We start from the raw sequence: 20,367 nt of genomic DNA, 5'->3' as shown, positions 1-20,367 counted from the left end.
CCGACGACCTGTACCAGGCCGGCGCCAAGATCATGACGCTGCAGCGCGCCAACACCGTGCGCGGCATGACGAAGGACGACGGCACGATGGGCGAGAACGACATGCGCAACGTCCACGACGTGATCACGGAATGGGCGTTCACGAAAGACCCCGATCTCCAGCCCTTCGCCGAAGGAACCGACAAGATGGACCGCGACGACTTCCAGACCGCCCTGGGCATGGTGTACGACACGTTCGGCTGGGACCACGAGAAGGGCTGCCCGACGGCCGCCTGCCTCGATCGGTACGGCATGGCCGACGTGAAGGACGACCTGCAATCGCTCGGCCTGCTGCCGTAGCCCCGCCTCCCTCCTCACGTTCCTCCCCTCCCCGGGCCCCCGCTTCCCAGCGGGGCCCTTCACGCACAACGGCCCCCGCTGGGGAAGCGGGGGCCGTCGAAGGAGAGGAGATGGCAGGGAGGGGTTACGCCGCGTCCTGCTGGGAGCTGCTGGAGCCGCCGCCGAAGAGGCGCTCGAGCATGGACTCCTGGGCGTTGTTCTGCTGGGTCGAAGCGCTTTGCGTGCTCTCGTCGGAGCCGAGCGTGACCTCGACCTGCTTGGTCTCGCCGTTGCTGTTCACTTCGAGCGTCACCTTGTCGCCGGGGTTCTTGGAGCGGACGTCCAGCATGAGGTCGCTGGCAGATTCCACGTTCTCGCCGTCGAACTTGGTGATGATGTCGCCTTCCTTCAGGCCGGCCTCGGCGGCGCCGGAACCCTCGCTGACGGCGGCCACGTAGGCGCCGGAGTCAACGGACAGGCCGTAGCGCTGCGCGTTCTGGGCGTTCACCGTGGACAGCGACACGCCGAGCTGCGCATGGGTCGGGGTCTTGCCGTCGATGATCTGCTGCGCGAGGTTCACCGCGTAGTTCACCGGGATGGCGAAGCCGACGCCGGAGTAGTTGCCGGAGTAGGACGTGATCAGCGTGTTGATGCCGATGAGCTTGCCGTCCGCGTCGACGAGCGCGCCGCCGGAGTTACCGGGGTTGATGGCCGCGTCGGTCTGGATCATGTTCGGGTAGATGGTGGTCTCGCCGGTGCTCTGCCCGTACTGGTCGGTGGAGCTGTCCATGATCTGCGAACGGCTCGTGGCCGACACGATGCCCGTGGCGACGGACTGCTCGAGGCCGAACGGGCTGCCGATGGTCATGACCCACTCGCCGATGATGAGGTCGTCGGAATCGCCGATCTCGATGGGCGTGAGGCCGCTGGCATCCTTGGCCTTGACGACCGCGATGTCGGAGCTGGGATCGCTGCCCACGACGTCGGCTTCGTAGGTTTCGCCTTCGACGGTGACCTCCACCGCGTCGGCGCCTTCGATCACATGGTAGTTCGTGACGATGTAGCCGTCGGCGGTGAGCACCACGCCGCTGCCGAGCGACGACTGCGTCAGCGTGCCGGTGCTGGAGCCGGAGTTGCCGGAACCGTACATGCCCGACATGCCGGACGATTGATTCGTGTACACGTCGATGGCGGCCACGGAAGGCAGGGCCTTCTGCGCCACGGCCTCGGCCAGCGTCTGGTCGGACTCGGCGTCGGTGGCGTTGATGCTGCCGGAGTTCTGCGAGCCGAGCTGCGTCGAGGACGAGGAGGAACCCGCGTCGCTGCCGCCGGTGCTGGCCTGCCAGATGCCGAAACCGCCCAAGCCGATGGCGCAGGCGACGGCCGCGCCGCAGAAGGCGAGCAGGAACGTCCTGCCGCCGTGCGACTTGTTCTGCACCGTCACCCCGCCCGCCGGATGCTGGGGGTGCTGCGGCTGCTGGTAGTACTGCTGTTGCTGCTGATAATAAGGCTGCTGGCCCGTCGGGGCGGCATGTTGAGCATGCTCGTCGCCCTGCGTCGGCGGCACGGGGCCGTTGCCGGGGGTGCTGCCATGGGTATCGGTCATGTGCTTCACGCTCCTTCGATTCGTGCTGGTCTATGATCGCCAAGCTTTTCTTTTTTGAATGCCGTCACCTTAGCACTCCCCTCCCCCGTTCAAAGACGCTCGAAACCATTTGTCACCTTTGCGACACGGAATTACACCAAATGGTGTACGGAGCGAAACCAACCCGTACACCGCCCAGCGCAGGACCCGGGAAGAGAGAGGGGGGGGGAGCGCCTCCTCATCCCCGTGCGTCCTTCTATCCCCAAAATGAAATAGTGAACTATCTTGCTAGCACACTATTTCTTTGCTAGAATGCGAACCAGAGGGGGCTCATGACGCGCATTCGCAACGAATCGCGTCGAGCGCATCGATCGATCTTCATACCCCGGGGGAAGCGGCGAGCCTTCGAACAGGCGAACGACGAATGGGGGAACTATGAAACAGGACCATGCCGTACAGGAGACGGCATCGCCCAGCACGTGCACACGGAGGAGCTTCTTGACGGGAACCGCTGCGCTTGTCGCCACTGCGGGAACGGCAAGCTTGACGTCGTGCGCGCCGAAGAAAACCGAGCAAGCGGAGAAGCCGGGCGTACCCGCGCTCGAGCCCGTCGAAGAGGACGTGTACCCGGGCTCGTGCCGAAGCTTCTGCAACGGAGGGTGCTCGCTCAACCTGCACGTGCGCGACGGCAAGCTCGTACGCACGTCGATGCGCGAGATGGACGACCCGGTGTACAACCGCATCTGCCAAAAAGGCTACACCCATCCCTACCGCGTGTACAGCGCCGAACGACTGACCGCGCCCCTCAAACGCACCGGGGAACGCGGATCAGGTTCGTGGGAGCAGATCAGCTGGGACGAAGCGATTGCCGAAATCGCGGAGAAATGGAAGGCCATCGCCGACGAGTACGGCCCCGGGGCCATGGCCGCTGCCGGATTGACCGGCAACTTCGGCGGCGTCGGGGGCAACGGAACCAGCAGCATCTACGCTCGATTCAAGAAGGCGACCGGCGTTTCCACGCTGGCGAACGCCGTCGATGCGGCAACCAAGTACGTGTGCAGCCGCATGATGGGAGCCTCGTTCTTCAACACGGCAAACGAGCCCAAAGACCTCGCCAACGCCAAGACCATCTTCATCTGGGGCGCGAACCCCGCCGTCTCGCAGATGCAGATCATGCACTTCATCACCGAAGCGCATCAAAACGGGGCGAACGTGGTCACCATCGACCCGCTGTACAACGCGAACGCGGCGCTGTCGGACAAGTACGTGCCCATCCGCTCCGCAACCGACGGGGCGCTTGCGCTCGGCATGATGAACATCGTGCTGCAGCAAGGCTGGGAGGATGTCGACTTCATCACGAACCACACGGTGGCGCCGTTCCTCGTGAAGCCCGACACGCACAAGTTCCTGCGCCTGTCCGACCTCGGAAAGGCCGAGGCGGGCAGCGATGCCGACGTGCCGGTGGTCATGGATGCCGAAGGGAACTTCAACACGCCCGACAGCATCGCACAGCCCGTCATCGAAGGCACGGTCGACCTCGACGGGCAGACCTTGACCACCGCATATTCGCTGCTGCGAGACCGCATTGCGGAATGGCCGGCCAGCCGGGCATCGGAAGCCACCGGCATCCCCGAAGCCGACATCGAGGAGCTCGCCCGTCTGTACGCCTGCGAAACGCCGTCGACCATCCACACCTGCTTCGGAGCCGACCACTACTACAACGGCCATTGGAACTATTCCTGCATGGTGGCGTTGGCGCTTCTCACCGGCAACGTTGGCGTCTCGGGCGCAGGCATCGGCGTATGCAATGCGGCCGGCACGAACGCGCTCAATATGAAAGCCGTCACCGACGTGCCCAGCCCGGTCGAGAAAGCCAAGAGCATCCAGGCTTTGCGCCTCGAGGACGCCATCGTCAACCACACGTACAACGACGAACCCTGCGAACTGCGCGGCATGTACGTCGCCTACGTCAACCCCGTGGCGAACGTCGCCGACCGCACGAAGACCATCGAGGCGTTCAAAGCGCTCGATCTGCTGGTGGTAACGGACATGACCATGTCCGAAACGGCCGAGTACGCCGACTACGTGCTTCCCTGCTGCCATTGGTTCGAATGCGAGGACATCATGTCGACGATGGTCATGCATTCGTGCCTGGTGTACCAGGCTCCCGCGCTCGAGCCGCTGGGAGAATCCAAACCGGACTTTGAGATCATCAAGCTGCTGGCGGACGCGCTCGGTTACGGCGAACACTTCCAGTTCACCACCAAGGAATGGATCGAGATGCTGCTCGATACCGACGACGCACGCTCGATGAACCTCTCCTACGAAGCGCTCAAGGAGAAGGGGACGCTCAAGCGCATCCCCACGAAGGACAAACCGTACGTATTCGCCGAAGGCGGGGTGTTCCCCACTCCGACGAAACGCGCCGCGTTCTACCTCGAGGATCCCAAAGCATCCAACGACTACAAACCCGATTGGGATTTCGAGAAGGAATACCTCCCGTATTGGGAAGAGGCGCTCGAGGTAGGCGTCAACAGCCCGGCGCGCGAGAAGTTCCCACTCCAGCTCATATCCGAGCACAGCCGCTTCCGCACCCATGTGCAGTGGTACGACGTCGAAGCCCTTCTCGAGGTAGATGCCGAGCAATACGTGTACATCGGCCCTGAAGACGCGGCATCCTACGGCATCGCCACCGGAGACAAGGTGAAGGTGCACAACGATCGAGGATACCTGATCGCGCATGCGTTGATCCGACCCAACAACCCTCCGGGAATTTTGAGCGCCGTAAAGGGATGGACGGCAAGCCAGTCCATCGACGGCCACCTCTCGAACCTGGGAACCGTGCAAAGCAACGGCTTCTGTGCAAACCAGCCTTTCAACGACTGCGCCGTAGCCATCGAGAAGGCGTAGAGAGGAGCCCGACATGACCCGATTTGGAATGGTTATCGACACCAAACGCTGCTTCGGCTGCCAGACCTGCGCCGTAGCCTGCAAAACCGCGAACAACCTGCCGAAAGGCGTGCGTTGGAACCACATCATCACTTCGGCGAGCTCCGACGTCGATTGCGGCGGCGGCACGTTTCCGAACATCGACATGACGTACCTTCCCATCTCGTGCCAGCATTGCGCGAAGCCGGCCTGTGTCGAGGTCTGTCCGACGGGAGCCTCGTATCGCTCGGACGAAGGCGTGGTGCTCGTCAATGCGGAAGCGTGCATCGGATGCAAGGCCTGCATCGCCGCCTGCCCGTACGACGTGCGCGTCCTCAACGAGGACGAGCCGGCGTATTACCTCGATTTCGCCTTGGGAGACGGCGCCGAGCCAGATCACGTGGGCGGCACGGTCGACAAGTGCAACTTCTGCTACCAGCGCATCATGAACGACCGCAAGCCCGCCTGCATGGAGCTGTGTCCCGGGCACGCCCGCTTCTGGGGAGACTTGGACGATCCGGAATCGGATGCCTCCAGGGCGCTCAAGGATCGCGAGACTATGCACTACCTCGATTCCGAGGGCACCGATCCCACGACGTTGTACCTCGTGTAGCAGGCAATCCGCCGAGCCGCCCTTGCACGGTGGCTCGGCGGACGAGAGAAAGGGACAGCGCTATGAACGCAAACTGCGAAGAGCGAACGATGGCCATGGCAGACACGTGCCGGATCCTCAGCGCCTGCGTGAGCCTGCCGACGCCCGACTTGGTCGCGAGCATCGACGATGGATCGCTGGCTGCAAGCATTCGAGCGCTGCTCCCTTGGCTCGCCCGCGAGGACGTCGCCGGCGAGCGCGTCGAGGCTCGCCTTGCCGCCTGCGAAGCGCGGGTGGCATCGATGACGCTCTCTGAGCTGCGACAAGACTACACCCGGCTGTTCTCCCACCCCACGGCACCGCTCGCGCCGCTCTGCGAATCCCAGTTCAAATGCGAGCAACGGGGAGAGGAAAAGCCGCTGCTCGTGGTGAACCGCCTCGCCCTCAAGCTCGACGACGAGTACCGAGCAGCCGGGTACGTTCGCGCGCACGGCGGCGTCGTGCCACCCGACCACCTGGGAACCGAACTTGCCTACGTGGCGCTTTTGCTCGACGAACGACGCTCCGATGACGCATCGTCGTTTGTCGAGCGGCATCTGGGAACATGGGCCCCCGAGATGTTCACGATCGTAGAGCAGCAGTCTGCAACACCTGCATATGCGCTCGTCGGAAGCCTCGGGCGCGCCTGCTTCCCCGCATGATCCCCGAGCGACGACCTTCCCTCCCCGCACGCCCCCGGCCCGAACGGGTCGGGGGCGTTGTCATGGCTACTTGGAAAACGCGTCGAGATTCGCGAACACGTCGCCGATGCTGCTGGGGGCGATGACCAGGCCGCCCTTCTCGCGCGTGCTTTCAGCGACCGCGCTCAACGTGCGCAGATGCAACGCCTTTTCGTTACGGTCGTAGGTTTCAGCCGCTTCGACGAACATTTCGGAGATGTCCTTCTCCACCTCGGCGAGAAGGATGCGCGCGTTCTTCTCGCGCTCGGCCTGGGCCTCCTTAGAAAGCGCGTCCTGCAACTCTGCCGGGACGATGATGTTGCGGATCTCGACCGACGCGATGGTGATGCCCCAATCCTGCGACTTCTCGTCGAGGGTTTTCTGCAATTCTGCGTCGAGCTGCTGGCGACGGGTGGCAAGATCGCTCAGCTCTGTGCGTCCGATAGCGTCGCGCAGCGCGGTTTGCGCCGCCCACGCGACGGCAAGCGGGTAATCCTGCACCTCCATGCAGGCTTTCTTCGCATTCCACACCATCCAGAACACCACCGCGTCCACGTCGACGGGCACGAGATCGGAGGTAAGCGCCTCCTCCGCCGTAAACGACGTGGTGATGATGCGCTGGTCTACCGACATCGAAGCCGATTCGACGAAGGGGATCACGCAATACAGCCCCGGACCCACCACGCGTTGCACCGTGCCGAGCCGGGTGATAACGACGCGCTCCCACGACATGGCTACGCGTACCGAGCTGGCCGCGAACACGGCGGCTACGAGAGCCGCCACCGCAGCGACCACGGGATCGAGGACCAGCGATAGCAACAAACCCACGACCGCAAAGCCGACAGCGAACAGCAAGAGCGAAAACAGGTACGAACCGTTGCGATTCGCACGATTCTCCTCGATTTCAAACGAGGAACCCGCCGATTCGAACGAACGGGAGCGCCTTTCCCTCGAAACGCCGTCGGTTTGGCGCATTCCTCCCCTACGATGCTCACGCTTCATAGTCGATCACCCAGCTTTCGTTCGAAGACATCCATGATCTCGCGAGACGAGAACCCCATTTCGTAGCACTTGTCGATAAAATCATCCGCCATCACGTCCACGACGTCGGCACCGGCAGCTTCACGCGCCTTCTTCTCATTGCAGACGAACGTCCCGCGCCCGCGCTCGGTTGCGATGAACCCGTCCTTCATGAGGTCGTTGTACACTTTTCTCACCGTGTTGTAGTTGATCTCCAGCTCGGCGGACAGCTCGCGCACGGACGGCAGCTGGTCGCCTTCTCGGTACGTTCCCGAGAGAATCAGGTGGAGAATGTAGTTGCGCAACTGCACCCAGATCGGGATGCGGCACGTTTCGTCGATTTTGAACCGTTTCACCAATTCGCCTTCCTCATCATTGGAGAGACAGAACGCGCACGCCCGCCTCCATGATGCAGTACCTCAAAAAGAAGCAGCCTACCAGCACGGTTATGGCCTTCAGAGCGAAAGCCGCCGGCGCGGGAGTCTTTCCCTTCACCACGTCGATCACGAGCGGACACAGCAAACCGACGCCCACGAGCATGATCCAAAACGCCCACGCGACGTCTCCAACGAGCAATCGCCAACCTGCCTCGATCGCAGCGGGCGCTCCGCCGAACTGCACTCCCACGAACCCGACGAGCAGCGCAAGCTCCACCACCAGCAACGCCGTGTCAACCTGAGAGGCGCGGCGCATGAAGAGCGGCATGTGCGACCGCCTGAACGACGCGACGTACAGCAGCATGAGCAACGCAAGCCCCGATGACAGCGACGACGCCGTGAACAACAGCACGATAAAGGCGGAGTGCCAGAGCGGCACCGCCCGCATGCTCATCAGAAAGAACCCGGTGTACAGGATGACGCCGATCGCAGCAAGGAACGCTGCCGCCCTGACCGCAAGCACAACGCGAGCCAGGGTGGGTCCCGAAGAATTCCACAGAGCGTTCTCCATCGCCGACAAAGCAACGAACAGCACGATCAGGCATGCACCGAGAGAGATCAGCGACGTGTCCGGATTGCGGAACACCAGGAAAAACCGGTCGGGACGCGAGAGGTCGAGCACAAGGAACATACTGCCCACGCACACGAGCACCGGGGCAACGATAATGAGCTTTCGAACGAGCAGCTGCGCATCACGGGGCCCACGGGTCCGAAGCGCATTAGAGGGATCGACGCACGCTTGCACGACGTACAGCCCGGCTCCGGCACCGGCGGCGAAAAGATACAGTATGGTCCCAAATCCGAACATATCCTCATTCCAGTTGAATCAGTGCGCTATCAAACTAGTTCATTATACCCCGCATCAACCATGTTCCCCTTACGAAAACGCCCGACAGAGCGTCCTCTCATCGCGCCATTCTCGTGCCATTTGCATCATGGATAATCGCAGATGCGCTTGAACGGAGTATCATAAGGATCACATTGACGAAGATGCGAACACGAAGGAGTCGGCATGCCCTCTTCCCCTCGTCCCCGCGTAAGCGCCGCGCAGGCCGCGCAGGCGCTCTATGTTCGGGTGTTGTTGCGGTTGCTGCCGCATCTGATCAACCTGTTCAAGCACGTGTCGCCGAAGATCCGCGCGGAGGTCGACTACCTGGAGCCGGGCTACACGTTCATGCTGTCCGTGAACGGGACGAACCTGGCGTGCGCGTGCCGGCGCACGGCGTCCGGCGCGTTCAAGCGCGTGCCGCCCGACCGGCTGGCCACCGACGTGGAGCCCGGCAGCGGCCTGGCCAGCGCCGACGCGCAGGCCGTCTCCGTCGACTACGTCATCGCGTTCCGCTCGCTGGCCTACGCGTTCAGCTGCTTCTCGGGCGGCACGACGCTCAAAGCCGCCCTCGCCGAGCGCGCGTTCTCCACGCGCGGGCCCAACAACACGGGCGTCTCCCTCACCTATATGTTCACGGCACTGCTGAAGCTGTTCTTCGGATGGCGCGCCGCCTACCGCACGCCCGCCGCCCGCCCGTCGTCCCCGTCCGCCCCGCGCGCCTGATCGCCGTCCCTGATCGCCTGGAGGAGCATATGCAAGGATTCGAGTTTTCCTGCCCCACGAAAATCGTCTGCGGCGCGCACGCGCTGGACAAGCTGCCCGACGAGATGGCCGACCGCGGCATGAAGCACCCGCTGGTCATGACCGATGCCGGCCTGGTGAAGCTGGGCGTGGCCGCGAAGCTGACCGACGTGCTCGACGCCGCCGGCGTAGCTTACGAGGTGTTCGACCAGGTGCCGCCCGACTCATCGATGGACGTGGTGAACGAGGTGGCGCACCTGTTCACGGCACGCGGCTGCGACGGGTTCGTGGCCATCGGCGGCGGCTCGGTCATCGACACGACGAAGGGCGCGGCCGCCTCGCTCGCCTGCGAGGGCGTCGATTTCGCCACGCTGCAGGGCTCCGAGATCCTGCACGCCGACCTGCCGCCGTTCATCGCCGTGCCCACGACGGCCGGCACCGGCAGCGAGGTGACGCTCGTGGCCGTGGTGGCCGACACGAAGAAGCACGCGAAACTGTCGTTCACCTCGTACAAGCTCGTTCCGCACACGGCCATCCTCGACCCCGCGCTCACGTCCTCGCTGCCGCCCAAGTTGACGGCCACCACCGGCATGGACGCGCTCACGCACGCCATCGAGGCGTACACCTCCATCCAGAAGAACCCCGTGTCCGACGCGTTCGCCGTGAAGGCCATCGAGCTCATCGCCGAAAACCTGCCGCTGGCCTGCCGCGACGGGGCGAACGCCGAAGCGCGCACGAGCCTGGCGCTGGCCTCGCTCATGGCGGGCGCGGCGTTCTCGAACGCGATGGTGGGCATCGTCCACGCCATCGGCCATTCGCTGGGCGGCCTCTGCCACATCCCGCACGGCCAGGCCATGATGATGCTGCTCCCCCACTGCGTGCGGTTCAACCTGGACCGCGGCATCCACGCCGGAGTGTACGGCCAGCTGTTGGGCGCCCTCGCCCCCGCGCGCGCCGCGGCCCTGGGCGCCGATGCCGCGTCGAGCGTGCGCGACGAGGCGTTCGCCGAGCACTTATTCTCGCTCAACGAGCTGTACCGCGACGGGTACGGCGTGCCGCTCAGGCTGTCCGAGCTGGGCGTGTCGCGCGACGACCTGCCGGCCGTGGCCAAGCAGGCACGCTACGACGGCGCCGCGCTGTACAACGAGACCGAGATCACGTTGGAGGACGCGCTCGCCATCCTCGAGGCCGCCTACTGATCCCGCCCGACCCTGCCGATTCCGAAGGAGCGCCGCATGAGCGTCATCCCCGCACATCCCGCATACGAAAGCGTCGCCGACGTCGAGGCCGCCGCGCAGAAGATGCGCGCGTTCTATCTGACGGGCGCCACGCTCGACGTGGAGTACCGCCGCCAGGCCCTCGAGAAGCTCAGGGCGTACCTCAAGGCGAACGAGGAGCGCGTCCTGGCCGCGCTGACCGCCGACCTGGGCAAAGCGCCGTTCGAGGGTTACGCCACCGAGCTGGGAATCGTCTACGACGAGATAGCCACGTGCCTCAAGCACCTGAACAGCTGGGCGCGCCCGCGCCGGGTGCCCACCCCCATCGTGCACTTCCATTCCACATCGAAGGTGTACCCCAGCCCGATGGGCGTGGTGCTGGTGCTCAGCCCGTGGAACTATCCCGTGCAGCTGGCCCTCGTGCCGATGGTCGACGCCATCGCCGCCGGCAACTGCGTGGCGCTCAAGCCCTCGCGCACGTCGAAGCACACGAGCGAGCTGCTCATCGACATCTTGGCGAACGTGTTCCCACCCGAGTTCGTGTGCGGGTTCCCCGGCTCGGGCGCGATGAACGACTGGCTGCTGGAAGTGCGCTGGGACCAGATCTTCTTTACCGGCAGCCCGAACGTGGGCCGCACCGTCATGGAGGCGGCGGCGAAGCACCTCACGCCCGTAGTGCTGGAGCTGGGCGGCAAAAGCCCCTGCATCGTGGACGAAACAGCCAACGTGAAGCGCGCGGCACAGCGTGTGGCCTGGGGAAAGGGCATCAACTGCGGACAGACCTGCGTGGCGCCCGACTACTTCCTCGTGCACGAGCGCGTGGTGGACGACTTCGTGGAGCAGCTGGACGCATGCTTCCATCGGTATTACGGCGAGGACATCCTCGCCTGCGACGAGTGGCCGCACATGATCTCGCAGCGCCACTTCGAGCGCGTGATGGGGCTCATCGAGCAGCGCAACCCGAACGCCACGGTGGCGTTCGGCGGCCACGGCGACCCCGACACGCTGCGCATCGAGCCCACCTGCCTGCGCGGCGTGACGCTCGACGACCCCGTCATGAACGAGGAGATCTTCGGACCCGTGCTGCCCATCCTCACGTACAAGACGCTCGACGAGGCATTCGCCATCGTGCGCACGTTCGAGAAGCCCTTGGCCACGTACGTGTTCTCGGACGACAAGCACGTGCAGCAACGCGTGATCCGCGAGTTGCCGTTCGGCGGCGCCACCGTCAACGACGTGGTCATCCACCTCGCGAACAACCACATGGGCTTCGGCGGCGTGGGCAACTCCGGCATGGGCGCCTACCATGGCAAGGTGGGCTTCGACTGCTTCACGCACTACAAGTCCACGCTCACGAAGGGCACCTGGATCGAGATGCCCATCCGCAACCCCCCGTTCGGCGACAAGATCAAGCTGCTGAGAATGCTGATGCGGTAGACGGACGAGCCGAAGCGATCGAACGAGGCGGGGCGGAGCAATCCGCCCCGCCTCGCATTCGGCACTAGTTCTTCTCGATGGGAACTTGGATCTCGGTGAGCCATTCGGACTCGGGGATGCCGTTCCAGATGCCGTCGAGGTAGCTCTCGCGCGGCAGGTCGGTCGTGCGATAGCCGTTCTGTTCGATCCACTCCATCGCGAACGCGTAGGCGCGCGGCAGGTCGGCGTACGACCCGCGGTGCATGACGGACACCACCGTCGCGGCGGGAACCTCCTCGAACACGATGCCGTCGCTCTCGACCCCGAACGCCTCCACCGCCTCGCTGTACTTCATCGTGATGTCGCGCTCTTTGTACTCGCCATCGAGGTACGTGATGAAGCAGTATTCGGGCGTGGCGCACTTAAGATCGGGGTTCGTCTCCTGCACGGCGCGCCCAATGGCGGGAATGACCTCGAAGTATGCGGAATAGTCGGGTACGGTCATCGTCTTGGAGAACACGATGCAGCTGGGAATGTCCTTGATGGTTGCCTGATAGTCCATGGTAAACCCCTTTTCTTCGCCTGAAAGCATGAATGCGATGCGCGCGAGTCGGTCCTCACGCGCGATGAGCTCCCGCTCGATCTCGTCGCGGCGCTGCGTCAGTATGGGACGCGGGTCGGCGCCGCCGATGATGGAGGCCACCTCGTCGATGGTGAGCCCCGCCTGCCTGAGCGATTGGATGCGGTGCAGGTCGGCAAGCTGCTGGGTGGTGTACAGGCGGTACCCCGTCACACCGTCCACCGCCGCCGGGCGCAACAGCCCGATGCGGTCGTAATGGTGCAGCGTCTTGATGGTGGTCTTGCCCATCTTCGAGAACTCTCCGATGTAGAACACGTGTCTCACCTCCTTCTCATCGCATTCAACAGCCTCCTGCAACAGGAGGGTCAAGGGGTTCTTCGAAATCAGTATCGTCCATGCCGCGCGCATGCGCTCCGTGAAAATGAGGAGGTTTTGCGACGGGTGAAACAATTCGGCGTCGGATGGCGTGTTCGAGGTGAAGGGGTTGCCCACGAGCGTCTTTCAGGTTGTTTTCAACATCGACCGATAAGCTAGAAGCAAGCCGACCCAAGAGAAAGGTGCGAGCATGGCCATCGAACCGCCCCGCAGGCGCACCTCGCGCGTCCGTTGCACCACGTATCGCCGTCGGCTGTTCGCCCGGCAGTTCCTCCCGCACATGCGCCGCGAGCGCCCGATCTTCAGACGGCGGCGCGGTCGTTGGACCGCCACGCGCCTGTGCTTCTCGGCCGCGACGGTGCTGCTCGTGGGCGTGGTGTCGTTCTCGCTGCTATCCTCCCCTCTGGCGGTTGCCGACATCGATGCCGAGAAACGCGCCACGCAGGACGTGGCCGCCCTGCAAGCGGACGTCTCCCAGTCTCAGCGCGCCGCCTCCTTCGAGGTGCCCGCGCTCGAACAATATCCCGAGCTTCCCACCGGCTGCGAGTCCGTCGCGCTGACGAACGCGCTGCTGTCGTTCGGCTTCGAGCTGGAGAAAACCGAGATCGCCGACGCATGGCTGCCCCTCAGCGACAGCGACTTCGTGACGGCGTTCATGGGCGACCCGCACGCGACCGACGGCCACAGCTGCATGGCACCCGCCATCACCCAGACCGCCACCGCCTACCTCGCCGCGCAAGAATCCACCCTGGAGGCCGTCGACCTCACCGGAGCCTCGCTTGAAGACGTGCTCGACGAAGTGGCCGCCGGGAATCCCGTCATCGCCTGGTGCACGATCGGGCTCGCGGATCCGGGCACCGCCTACCAGGTGGAGCGCGCGGGCGACCGCACGTACCGGTTGTACGCGAACAGCCACTGCGTCGTGGTGAGCGGCTACGATCTGGATGCGGGCGTGGTACTGGTCAGCGACTCGCTTGCCGGCCAGGTGAGCTACGACCTGCAGCAGTTCGCCGCCCGCTACTACGAGCTGGGGGCGCAAGCGGTGGTCATCAAGTAGAGCCCGCGCCTACACGAACCTGATCTCGACCTTCTTGCCGAACCCCCGCGCCAGCTTGCCGATGGTGCGCAGCGTCGGGTTCGCGTTGCCGGTCTGGATGCGGCTGATCACGCGCTGGTTCAGCCCCGACGCCTTCGCAAGCTGCTCCTGCGTCATGCCGGTTTCGTTGCGCGCGTCGATGATGGCGAGCCGCAGCTGGAACTCCGCCTCGTCCTCTTCCCAAAACTTCCGAAATTCGGGGTCTTTCAACTGCTCCGCGAGATACCGGGTAAAATCGTCTTCGTATTCGTCGTCCACACGCATCACCCTTTCGCCGTTCGAGCCATATAGTCTTTACGGCACCGCTTCGCCCGCTCGATCTCGCGCCTTGGCGTTCGCTGCGTTTTCTTCTTGAAACCATGCGTCAGAACCGCCCTATCGCCGACGCAGAAGAAATACAGCACGCGTCCCGTATTGTCGCCCATCGTCGTACGAAGCTCGAAGATGCCGTCTTCAAGATATTTCGAGTCGGGCTCTCCGATGAGATGACCCTTCTCCTCCAAAAAGCCGATAGTTCGTAGTGTTTTGCTTCGGAGCTTGCGATCGAGGGAGTCCAAATACGTTCGAGCGGGAGCTTCGCCGTTGGGAAGCTTGTACCACTCGACTTTCATACTCGCCTGCCTTGCGCATTCAATTTACTACATATATATAGTAAAAAGCAAGCGTCAGGGGTTTGAGGATCAGAAAAAGCAGCCATGCGTCCATCCCTTCTCTCAGCTGCCAACCGTTAAGGAAGGCGACTGTCCCGCAGGTTGCCCTGCGGTTAGGATGAACGTCCAGCCGCTATAGCATCAGTATAACGAACATCGGTTCGGTAGTCAAGAACATTTGCACGATTTTTGTCGCAGATTCCACAGGGGTGCGCCGTGCGGTCGGCGCGGCGTAAGACGCACGCATGCCGGAGCCTCTGCCGCGCCATGAAGAACGGAGAAGGTTACCCCGCATGCGCTTCTCGAAGCGCGGCGATTTCTTCGGCGTAGCCTGACAGCTTGTCGTTGGGGGTTTCCAGGTAGAAAGGCAGGTCGCGCAGCTTCGGGTGGTTCGTGACGGCGGCGAGCGCCGCGAACCCGATCTCGCCCTCGCCGATGCGCGCGTGGCGGTCCTTGTGCGAGCCGCGGGCGTTCTGGGAGTCGTTGAGGTGGATGGCGCGCAGGCGGTCGAGGCCGATCACGCGGTCGAACTCCTCCACCACGCCGTCGAGGTCGCCCACGATGTCGTAGCCCGCATCCCACACGTGGCACGTGTCGAGGCACACGCCCACGTGGCTCTCGAGCTCCACCTGCGCGATGATGGCCGCCAGCTCCTCGAACGTCCCGCCGATCTCGCTGCCCTTCCCCGCCATCGTTTCAAGCAGCAACGTGGTGGTCTGCACGGGCAGCAGCGACTGGTTGAGCGCGTCGGCGATCTTCGCGATGGCCTCCTCGTGGGTCTGGCCCACGGCGCTGCCCGGGTGCATGTTGTACAGCTGATGCGGCGTTTCCTCCATGCGGCCGAGATCCTCGGCCAGCACCATGAGCGCGAAATCGCGCGTCTGCTGCTTGTCGGATGCGGGGTTCAGCGTGTAGGGAGCGTGCGCCAGGATGCGCGTGATGCCGTGTTCGGGCGCGTAGGCCGCGTACGCCGCCACGTCCTTCGGGTCGATGACCTTCGCGCGGCCGCCACGCGGGTTGCGCGTGAAGAACTGGAACGTGGTGGCGTCGATGGACACGGCGTCCTTCGCCATGTGAAGGTAGCCCTTGGCGCTCGAGAGGTGGCATCCGATGGTGAACATGCCCGCGTCCTTTCCGGTGATTTAATCGTGACGCATATAGTAGCAGATGCGCCTACGCGTTCGCGCGAGCCTGATGCAGCTTCTCGATAGTCGCACCGTACTTCGCGAGCGTCGGGTCCGGCGCCTCGAGGTAGAACGGCACGGCGCGTAGCTTCGGATGGTTCACCATCGCGGCGAGCGCCGGAAGGCCGATGCGCCCGTCGCCGATGGGCGCATGGCGGTCCTTGTGCGAGCCGCAGGCGTCCACGCTGTCGTTCAAGTGGATGGCCCACAGCTTATCGAGGCCGATCACGCGGTCGAACTCCTCCACCACGCCGTCGAGGTCGTCCACGATGTCGTAGCCGGCGCCCCACACCCGGCACGCGTCGAAGCACACGCCCACGTGGTCGCGCAGGTCGATCTCCTCGAGGATGGCGGCCAGCTGCTCGAAGGTGCTGCCCACTTCCGTCCCCGACCCCGACATGGTTTCCAGCAGCACGCGCGTCGTCTGCGAGGGCGTCACCACGTCGTTGAGGGCCGCGGCCACCTGAGCCAGCGCCACGTCCTCCGGCTGCCCGAGGGCGCTACCAGGCTGGAGCGTGTACAGCGCATGCGGCGTCTCCTCCATGCGCGCCAGATCCTCGGCCAGCACCATCATCGTGAAATCGTACTCGCTCATCTTGTCGCTGGCGGGGTTCACCGTGTAGGGCGCGTATCCCATGATGACGTCGATGCCGTGCTCGGGCGCGTAGGCGCGGAACGCGGCGACGTCCTTCGGGTCGAGCGCCTTCTGCCCGCCGCCGCGCGGGTTGCGCGTGAAGAACTGGAACGTGTTGGCGTCGATGGACACGGCGTCCTTCGCCATGTGAAGGTATCCGTCTTTATCCGAGAGATGGCAGCCGATGGTGAACATAGCGGCATCCTTTCCGATCGGAGCCGATCAGGCCCGATCAGGACGATCAGGGAACAATGCCGTCTATCCTAGCGAACGGCCCGCGGGCACGCGACGCGCAGGCGCGCGCCGCCGCGCATTTGTTGGCAGGCTGTTGCGGCCCGATCACCCGATGCCGAAGAACGCGGCGATGAGGCGCACGCCGTACGCGATGACCACGAGGCCGCACACCACGTTGATGATGCGCAGCACGCGATCGTTGAAACGGCTGCCGAGAACCGACACGATAAGGGCCATCCCCGGGAACCACACGAGCGACGCCGCGCACGCTCCCGTCACGAACGCGATGCCGTCCGCCCCGCCGAACGTGGCGCGAAACGCGCCGAGCATCATCGTGCCGTCGATGAACGCCTGCGGGTTGCACCAGGTGACCAGCAGCGCCGCCACGAACACGCCGCGCAGACCCGGCCCCTTCGCGTGCTCGTACGCAGCGCTCCCCGCCGCATTCGGCTCGGTTTTCGACGCCTTTTTGCGAGGCAGCACGAGCACGACGCCGATGAGCACCACGAGCGCGCCGCCCACGAGCTGCATGAGCGGGCCGAGCCAGGGGACGGCGTCCATGACGGCCCCGATGCCGAAGAAGCAGGCCAGCGTCAGCATCATGTCGAACACGGTGACGAACAGGGCCGTTGCCAGGGCGCGCGAACGCGGCTGCGACACGGCCGCGTTGATGACGAACAGGTTCTGCATGCCGATGGGCGCGACGTACGCGAGCCCCATGGTGAACCCCTGCACCAGCACCGAACCATCCAAGACAAGTCACCTGCGTTTCTGCTACCGTATCCGACGACGACCATCATACCCCACCGCCACGCCCGTGCGGCGCACGCCGCGACTACGTGGAGGGCACGTCCTCGAGCCCCGTCGGGTACTTGGAGGGCGTCTACGTCGACGAGGCGTGCCGGCATCGGGGGCACGCGCGCGAGCTGCTGCGCGCCTGCGAAGCGTGGGCGAAGGAGCGCGGCTGCACCGAATTCGCCAGCGATTGCGAGTTGGACAACGCGGCCAGCCTGGCGTTTCACCTCCACGCGGGGTTCGAGGAAGCGAACCGCCTCATCTGCTTCGCGAAGCGGTTGCAACGCCGACGACTCAGGCAGGAGCGGCGTCGGCTTCCAGGATGCGCTTGAGTATCGGCGCGAGCGCGTCGGGCAGCGCGGGAGCGAGAACCTGCGCGATCTCCTCCACGGACACGCGCATGCCCGTCTCGGCACGGTACGCCATGAGCCCGAGGATGCCGCTCACCACGAACTCGAGCACGATGCGGGCGTCGCCCGCAAGCGCGGCCTCGCCGCCCGCGGCGAACTCTCCCGCCCACAGTTCCATGACAGCCCCTTTCACGCGTCGAGTGACCAGGGGAGACGACGCGTTCGCCAGCAGCAGGCACAGCCGGTCGATCATGGGTTGGAACGTGCGCAGGGCCACCGCGAGCTCGCGATCGTGATCCACCGACGGGGCTTCGCCCGTGAAATGCTGCAACAGGAACGACGGCAGCTGCTTGGGCAGGTTCCGGTCGATCATGGCGTCGAGCATCTCGTACATATCGTCGTAGTAATAGTAGAAGGTGCCGCGGTTGCATCCCGCGCGCGCCGTCAGGTCGCCCACCGTCATGCGTTCGAGCGGCTGCTCCTCGATGAGCTCCCAAAACGCTGCCTGGAGGCGCTCCTCCGCCGAGGGGCCGGGCGAATCCTTGCGAGGGCGGGCCATGGGCGTTCCTTTCCGACGTGCGACGACGCGATAATCCAACAGGCGTTCCGCTCTTGTTCCTTTTTTCCAACAATCTGTTTGATTTATGATAGCAGAAACGGACAAACGACCGCAAAGGACCCCGTATGGAACACGCGCAGCCGATGATAGCGTTCTCTGACGCGACCATGCGCTTCGGGCGCAAAACGCCGCTGGGCGACCGGCGCAAAACAGTGCTCGACCAGGTGAATCTCGACGTTCCGGCAGGACGCATCGTCTGCCTGCTGGGGCCGTCCGGCTGCGGCAAGACCACGATGGTCAACCTCGTCATGGGCATCCTCGTTCCCACCGCGGGCACCGTGCGCGTGCTGGGCGAGCAGGCGCCCTACCCCACGGCGCGCCGACGCATCGGCTTCATGCCGCAGGACACGGCGCTGTACGAGGACGTGACCGCCGCGGAGAACCTGCGCTTCTTCGGCACGCTCAACGGCTTGCGCGCGCCCGAGCTGGCCGACGCCATCGACGACATGCTGGCCTTCACGCGGCTCGACTCCGATCGAAACAGGCTGGTGGGAGCGTTCTCGGGCGGCATGAAGCGCCGCCTGTCGCTGGGCGTGGCCATGCTGCACCGCCCCGACCTGCTCGTGCTGGACGAGCCCACGGTGGGCCTCGATCCCGAGCATCGCCGGCGCATCTGGGAACGCTTCCGCGAGCTGGCCGCCGGGGGCGCCACGCTGCTCGTGACCACGCACATCATGGACGAGGCCCTGCAGTGCGACGACGTGGCCATGCTGCGCGCCGGGCGCGTGATCGCCCAAGGCACGCCGTCCGCGCTGCTCGCGCAGACCGGCACCGCGAACCTGGAAGACGCGTTCCTCGCGCTGGCCGGCAACGAGCGGGAGGAGGCCTCCCATGCGTAACACCTTCGCCATCGCGCGGCGCGTCCTGTCGCAGTTCGCGCACGACAAGCGCACGCTCGCCCTGCTGTTCGTGGCCCCCGTCCTGGTGCTGTGGCTGCTGTCGGTGCTGCTGGGCACCGACGCCTACGAGCCGCGGCTGGCCACCGTGGACCTGCCCGCCAGCTTCCAAACCGCGCTCGAGGGCCAAGACACCCGCATCGTCGACACCACCGAGGCCGAAGCCGAGCGCCTGCTGCGCGCGAACGAGGCCGACGCCGTGCTGCGCATGCGCGACGACGCCACGCTGGAGCTGTGGGCCGAGGGGAGCGACTCCACGAAGACGGCCGCAGCGGCGAACGTCGTGGCGAAAGCGCTGAGCGAGGCGCAGCAGGAGGCGGCCGACGAGATGCAGGCCGACGTCGAAGAGCGCAAGGACGGCATCGCGGACATGCTGCTCGCCCAGGGCGCCGCCGCGAGCCCGCTGGCCGAAGAGCTCGACGCCTTCGACTTCGACATGGCGGCCTACCTTCCCGTGCAGGACGTCGAGACGACGTACCTCCACGGCACCGAGGACTGGAAGATGTTCGACTTCTACGGCCCCGTGTTCATCGGCATCTTCGTATTCGTGTTCGTGTTCCTGACCAGCGGCATGTCGCTCGTGAACGAGCGCGGCGCGGGCACCATGACGCGCTTTCTGGCCACGCCCGTGAAGCCGGTGCAGATCCTCGGCGGCTACACCGCGGGCTTCGGCCTGCTGGCGCTGGTGCAGGCCGCGGTCATCCTGTTCATCGCGCTCGCGTTCATCGGCTTCCCCAACGAGGGGCCCGTCTGGCTCGTCGCGTTCGTGGTGGTGTCGATGGCGCTCGCCTCGGTCACGCTGGGGCTGCTGGTGTCGGGCCTGGCCAAAAGCGGGTTCCAGGTCATCCAGCTCATGCTGCTGTTCGTGGTTCCGCAGATCCTGCTGTCGGGGCTGTTCGACCTCGCGAGCGCGCCGGAGTGGATGCAGGTGCTCAGCCAATGCTTCCCCATCACCTACGGCGTAGACGCGCTGCGCGCCGTCATGCTGCGCGGCGCCGATTTCGCCAGCGTCGGCTTCGACCTTGCCGTGATCTGGGGATTCGTCGCGTTGTTCTTCGCGTTGGCCGCCGTCAAGTTCCGCAAGAAGCGCGCGTAGGGCAGCCCGGAAAGCCCGCATTGACGCCCCCCCCCCCCCGGAAGTTTTATACTGGAA

22 protein-coding genes are annotated in these 20,367 nt (G+C 64.7%); 11 read left to right on the top strand and 11 right to left on the bottom strand.

Features of this window, described 5'->3' with window-relative positions; translation table 11 throughout:
- Positions 1 to 338, top strand: a 338-nt coding sequence (locus H8S61_RS09530) for an aldehyde ferredoxin oxidoreductase C-terminal domain-containing protein (RefSeq protein WP_301332064.1), incomplete at its 5' end; no start/stop codon positions are given.
- Between the two features lie 124 nt (positions 339 to 462).
- Here the strand turns inward: H8S61_RS09530 and H8S61_RS09525 are convergent.
- A complete protein-coding gene (locus tag H8S61_RS09525) occupies positions 463 to 1,923 on the bottom strand; it encodes a S1C family serine protease (protein WP_160941147.1) in 1,461 nt (486 codons plus the stop codon).
- 477 nt (positions 1,924 to 2,400) lie between these two features.
- On the opposite strand from H8S61_RS09525, the gene H8S61_RS09520 reads away from it, so the two are divergent.
- The 3 genes from H8S61_RS09520 to H8S61_RS09510 all read left to right on the top strand — a co-directional run bounded on the left by H8S61_RS09520 (position 2,401) and on the right by H8S61_RS09510 (position 6,123).
- Positions 2,401 to 4,812 carry a molybdopterin-containing oxidoreductase family protein gene (locus H8S61_RS09520; protein ID WP_186938807.1) on the top strand — a complete coding sequence of 804 codons (2,412 nt, stop codon included), beginning with the start codon at positions 2,401 to 2,403 and terminating at the stop codon, positions 4,810 to 4,812.
- A gap of 13 nt (positions 4,813 to 4,825) precedes the next feature.
- Positions 4,826 to 5,443, top strand: a complete 618-nt coding sequence (locus H8S61_RS09515) for a 4Fe-4S dicluster domain-containing protein (RefSeq protein WP_186938806.1) — start codon at positions 4,826 to 4,828, stop codon at positions 5,441 to 5,443.
- 62 nt (positions 5,444 to 5,505) lie between these two features.
- Positions 5,506 to 6,123, top strand: coding sequence for a TorD/DmsD family molecular chaperone (locus H8S61_RS09510; protein WP_186938805.1), 618 nt, complete (start codon positions 5,506 to 5,508; stop codon positions 6,121 to 6,123).
- A gap of 66 nt (positions 6,124 to 6,189) precedes the next feature.
- Here the strand turns inward: H8S61_RS09510 and H8S61_RS09505 are convergent, their stop codons facing one another.
- The 3 genes from H8S61_RS09505 to nrfD are packed head-to-tail and all read right to left on the bottom strand — an operon-like array spanning position 6,190 to position 8,406.
- On the bottom strand, positions 6,190 to 7,116 hold the full coding sequence (locus H8S61_RS09505) for a slipin family protein (protein WP_186938804.1): 927 nt from the start codon (positions 7,114 to 7,116) through the stop codon (positions 6,190 to 6,192).
- Positions 7,117 to 7,139: 23 nt separating this feature from the next.
- Entirely contained in the window at positions 7,140 to 7,517 is a 378-nt protein-coding gene (locus H8S61_RS09500; protein WP_186938803.1) for a GntR family transcriptional regulator, read from the bottom strand.
- Positions 7,518 to 7,533: 16 nt separating this feature from the next.
- Positions 7,534 to 8,406: an NrfD/PsrC family molybdoenzyme membrane anchor subunit gene (nrfD, locus tag H8S61_RS09495; protein ID WP_186938802.1), complete on the bottom strand. Its 873-nt coding sequence runs from the start codon at positions 8,404 to 8,406 to the stop codon at positions 7,534 to 7,536.
- A gap of 204 nt (positions 8,407 to 8,610) precedes the next feature.
- Between nrfD and H8S61_RS09490 the strand changes: the two genes are divergently transcribed.
- Genes H8S61_RS09490 through H8S61_RS09480 form a run of 3 tightly spaced genes read left to right on the top strand, consistent with a single transcriptional unit; the run spans position 8,611 to position 11,822 of the window.
- Positions 8,611 to 9,150, top strand: a complete 540-nt coding sequence (locus tag H8S61_RS09490; RefSeq protein WP_186938801.1) for a D-alanyl-D-alanine carboxypeptidase — start codon at positions 8,611 to 8,613, stop codon at positions 9,148 to 9,150.
- A 29-nt stretch (positions 9,151 to 9,179) separates the two neighbouring features.
- Positions 9,180 to 10,367 carry an iron-containing alcohol dehydrogenase gene (locus H8S61_RS09485; RefSeq protein WP_186938800.1) on the top strand — a complete coding sequence of 396 codons (1,188 nt, stop codon included), beginning with the start codon at positions 9,180 to 9,182 and terminating at the stop codon, positions 10,365 to 10,367.
- A 36-nt stretch (positions 10,368 to 10,403) separates the two neighbouring features.
- The gene (locus H8S61_RS09480; RefSeq protein WP_222617652.1) at positions 10,404 to 11,822 is read left to right on the top strand and encodes an aldehyde dehydrogenase; all 1,419 of its coding nucleotides are present in this window, start codon (positions 10,404 to 10,406) and stop codon (positions 11,820 to 11,822) included.
- A gap of 64 nt (positions 11,823 to 11,886) precedes the next feature.
- On the opposite strand, the gene H8S61_RS09475 is transcribed toward H8S61_RS09480, so the two are convergent.
- Positions 11,887 to 12,696, bottom strand: a complete 810-nt coding sequence (locus H8S61_RS09475; RefSeq protein ID WP_186938799.1) for a MerR family transcriptional regulator — start codon at positions 12,694 to 12,696, stop codon at positions 11,887 to 11,889.
- Between the two features lie 250 nt (positions 12,697 to 12,946).
- On the opposite strand from H8S61_RS09475, the gene H8S61_RS09470 reads away from it, so the two are divergent.
- A complete protein-coding gene (locus H8S61_RS09470; RefSeq protein WP_186938798.1) occupies positions 12,947 to 13,813 on the top strand; it encodes a C39 family peptidase in 867 nt (288 codons plus the stop codon).
- 9 nt (positions 13,814 to 13,822) lie between these two features.
- On the opposite strand, the gene H8S61_RS09465 is transcribed toward H8S61_RS09470, so the two are convergent.
- The 5 genes from H8S61_RS09465 to H8S61_RS09445 all read right to left on the bottom strand — a co-directional run bounded on the left by H8S61_RS09465 (position 13,823) and on the right by H8S61_RS09445 (position 17,307).
- Positions 13,823 to 14,110 (bottom strand): helix-turn-helix transcriptional regulator, encoded by a 288-nt coding sequence (locus tag H8S61_RS09465; RefSeq protein WP_222617650.1) that lies wholly within the window; start codon positions 14,108 to 14,110, stop codon positions 13,823 to 13,825.
- A 5-nt stretch (positions 14,111 to 14,115) separates the two neighbouring features.
- Positions 14,116 to 14,463: a type II toxin-antitoxin system RelE/ParE family toxin gene (locus tag H8S61_RS09460; protein WP_186938797.1), complete on the bottom strand. Its 348-nt coding sequence runs from the start codon at positions 14,461 to 14,463 to the stop codon at positions 14,116 to 14,118.
- Positions 14,464 to 14,786: 323 nt separating this feature from the next.
- Complete coding sequence (locus H8S61_RS09455; protein ID WP_186938796.1) at positions 14,787 to 15,623, bottom strand: deoxyribonuclease IV; 837 nt, start codon at positions 15,621 to 15,623, stop codon at positions 14,787 to 14,789.
- Between the two features lie 52 nt (positions 15,624 to 15,675).
- The gene (locus H8S61_RS09450; protein WP_186938795.1) at positions 15,676 to 16,515 is read right to left on the bottom strand and encodes a deoxyribonuclease IV; all 840 of its coding nucleotides are present in this window, start codon (positions 16,513 to 16,515) and stop codon (positions 15,676 to 15,678) included.
- 144 nt (positions 16,516 to 16,659) lie between these two features.
- Complete coding sequence (locus H8S61_RS09445; protein ID WP_222617649.1) at positions 16,660 to 17,307, bottom strand: LysE/ArgO family amino acid transporter; 648 nt, start codon at positions 17,305 to 17,307, stop codon at positions 16,660 to 16,662.
- 86 nt (positions 17,308 to 17,393) lie between these two features.
- Here H8S61_RS09445 and H8S61_RS17710 point away from each other — a divergent pair, with 86 nt between their 5' ends.
- Positions 17,394 to 17,681 carry a GNAT family N-acetyltransferase gene (locus tag H8S61_RS17710; RefSeq protein ID WP_186938794.1) on the top strand — a complete coding sequence of 96 codons (288 nt, stop codon included), beginning with the start codon at positions 17,394 to 17,396 and terminating at the stop codon, positions 17,679 to 17,681.
- On the opposite strand, the gene H8S61_RS09435 is transcribed toward H8S61_RS17710, so the two are convergent.
- Positions 17,644 to 18,258: a TetR family transcriptional regulator gene (locus tag H8S61_RS09435; RefSeq protein ID WP_186938793.1), complete on the bottom strand. Its 615-nt coding sequence runs from the start codon at positions 18,256 to 18,258 to the stop codon at positions 17,644 to 17,646. The genes H8S61_RS17710 and H8S61_RS09435 overlap by 38 nt on opposite strands.
- 125 nt (positions 18,259 to 18,383) lie before the next feature.
- Between H8S61_RS09435 and H8S61_RS09430 the strand changes: the two genes are divergently transcribed.
- A complete protein-coding gene (locus H8S61_RS09430) occupies positions 18,384 to 19,157 on the top strand; it encodes an ABC transporter ATP-binding protein (RefSeq protein WP_255466542.1) in 774 nt (257 codons plus the stop codon).
- On the top strand, positions 19,150 to 20,310 hold the full coding sequence (locus H8S61_RS09425) for an ABC transporter permease (protein WP_186938792.1): 1,161 nt from the start codon (positions 19,150 to 19,152) through the stop codon (positions 20,308 to 20,310). Before H8S61_RS09430 ends, H8S61_RS09425 begins: the two co-directional genes overlap by 8 nt.
- The last annotated feature ends 57 nt before the right edge of the window (positions 20,311 to 20,367 follow it).

Source organism: Eggerthella hominis (genome assembly GCF_014287365.1).
GTDB lineage: Bacteria > Actinomycetota > Coriobacteriia > Coriobacteriales > Eggerthellaceae > Eggerthella > Eggerthella guodeyinii.
This window is presented reverse-complemented; position numbering and strand designations above follow the sequence as displayed.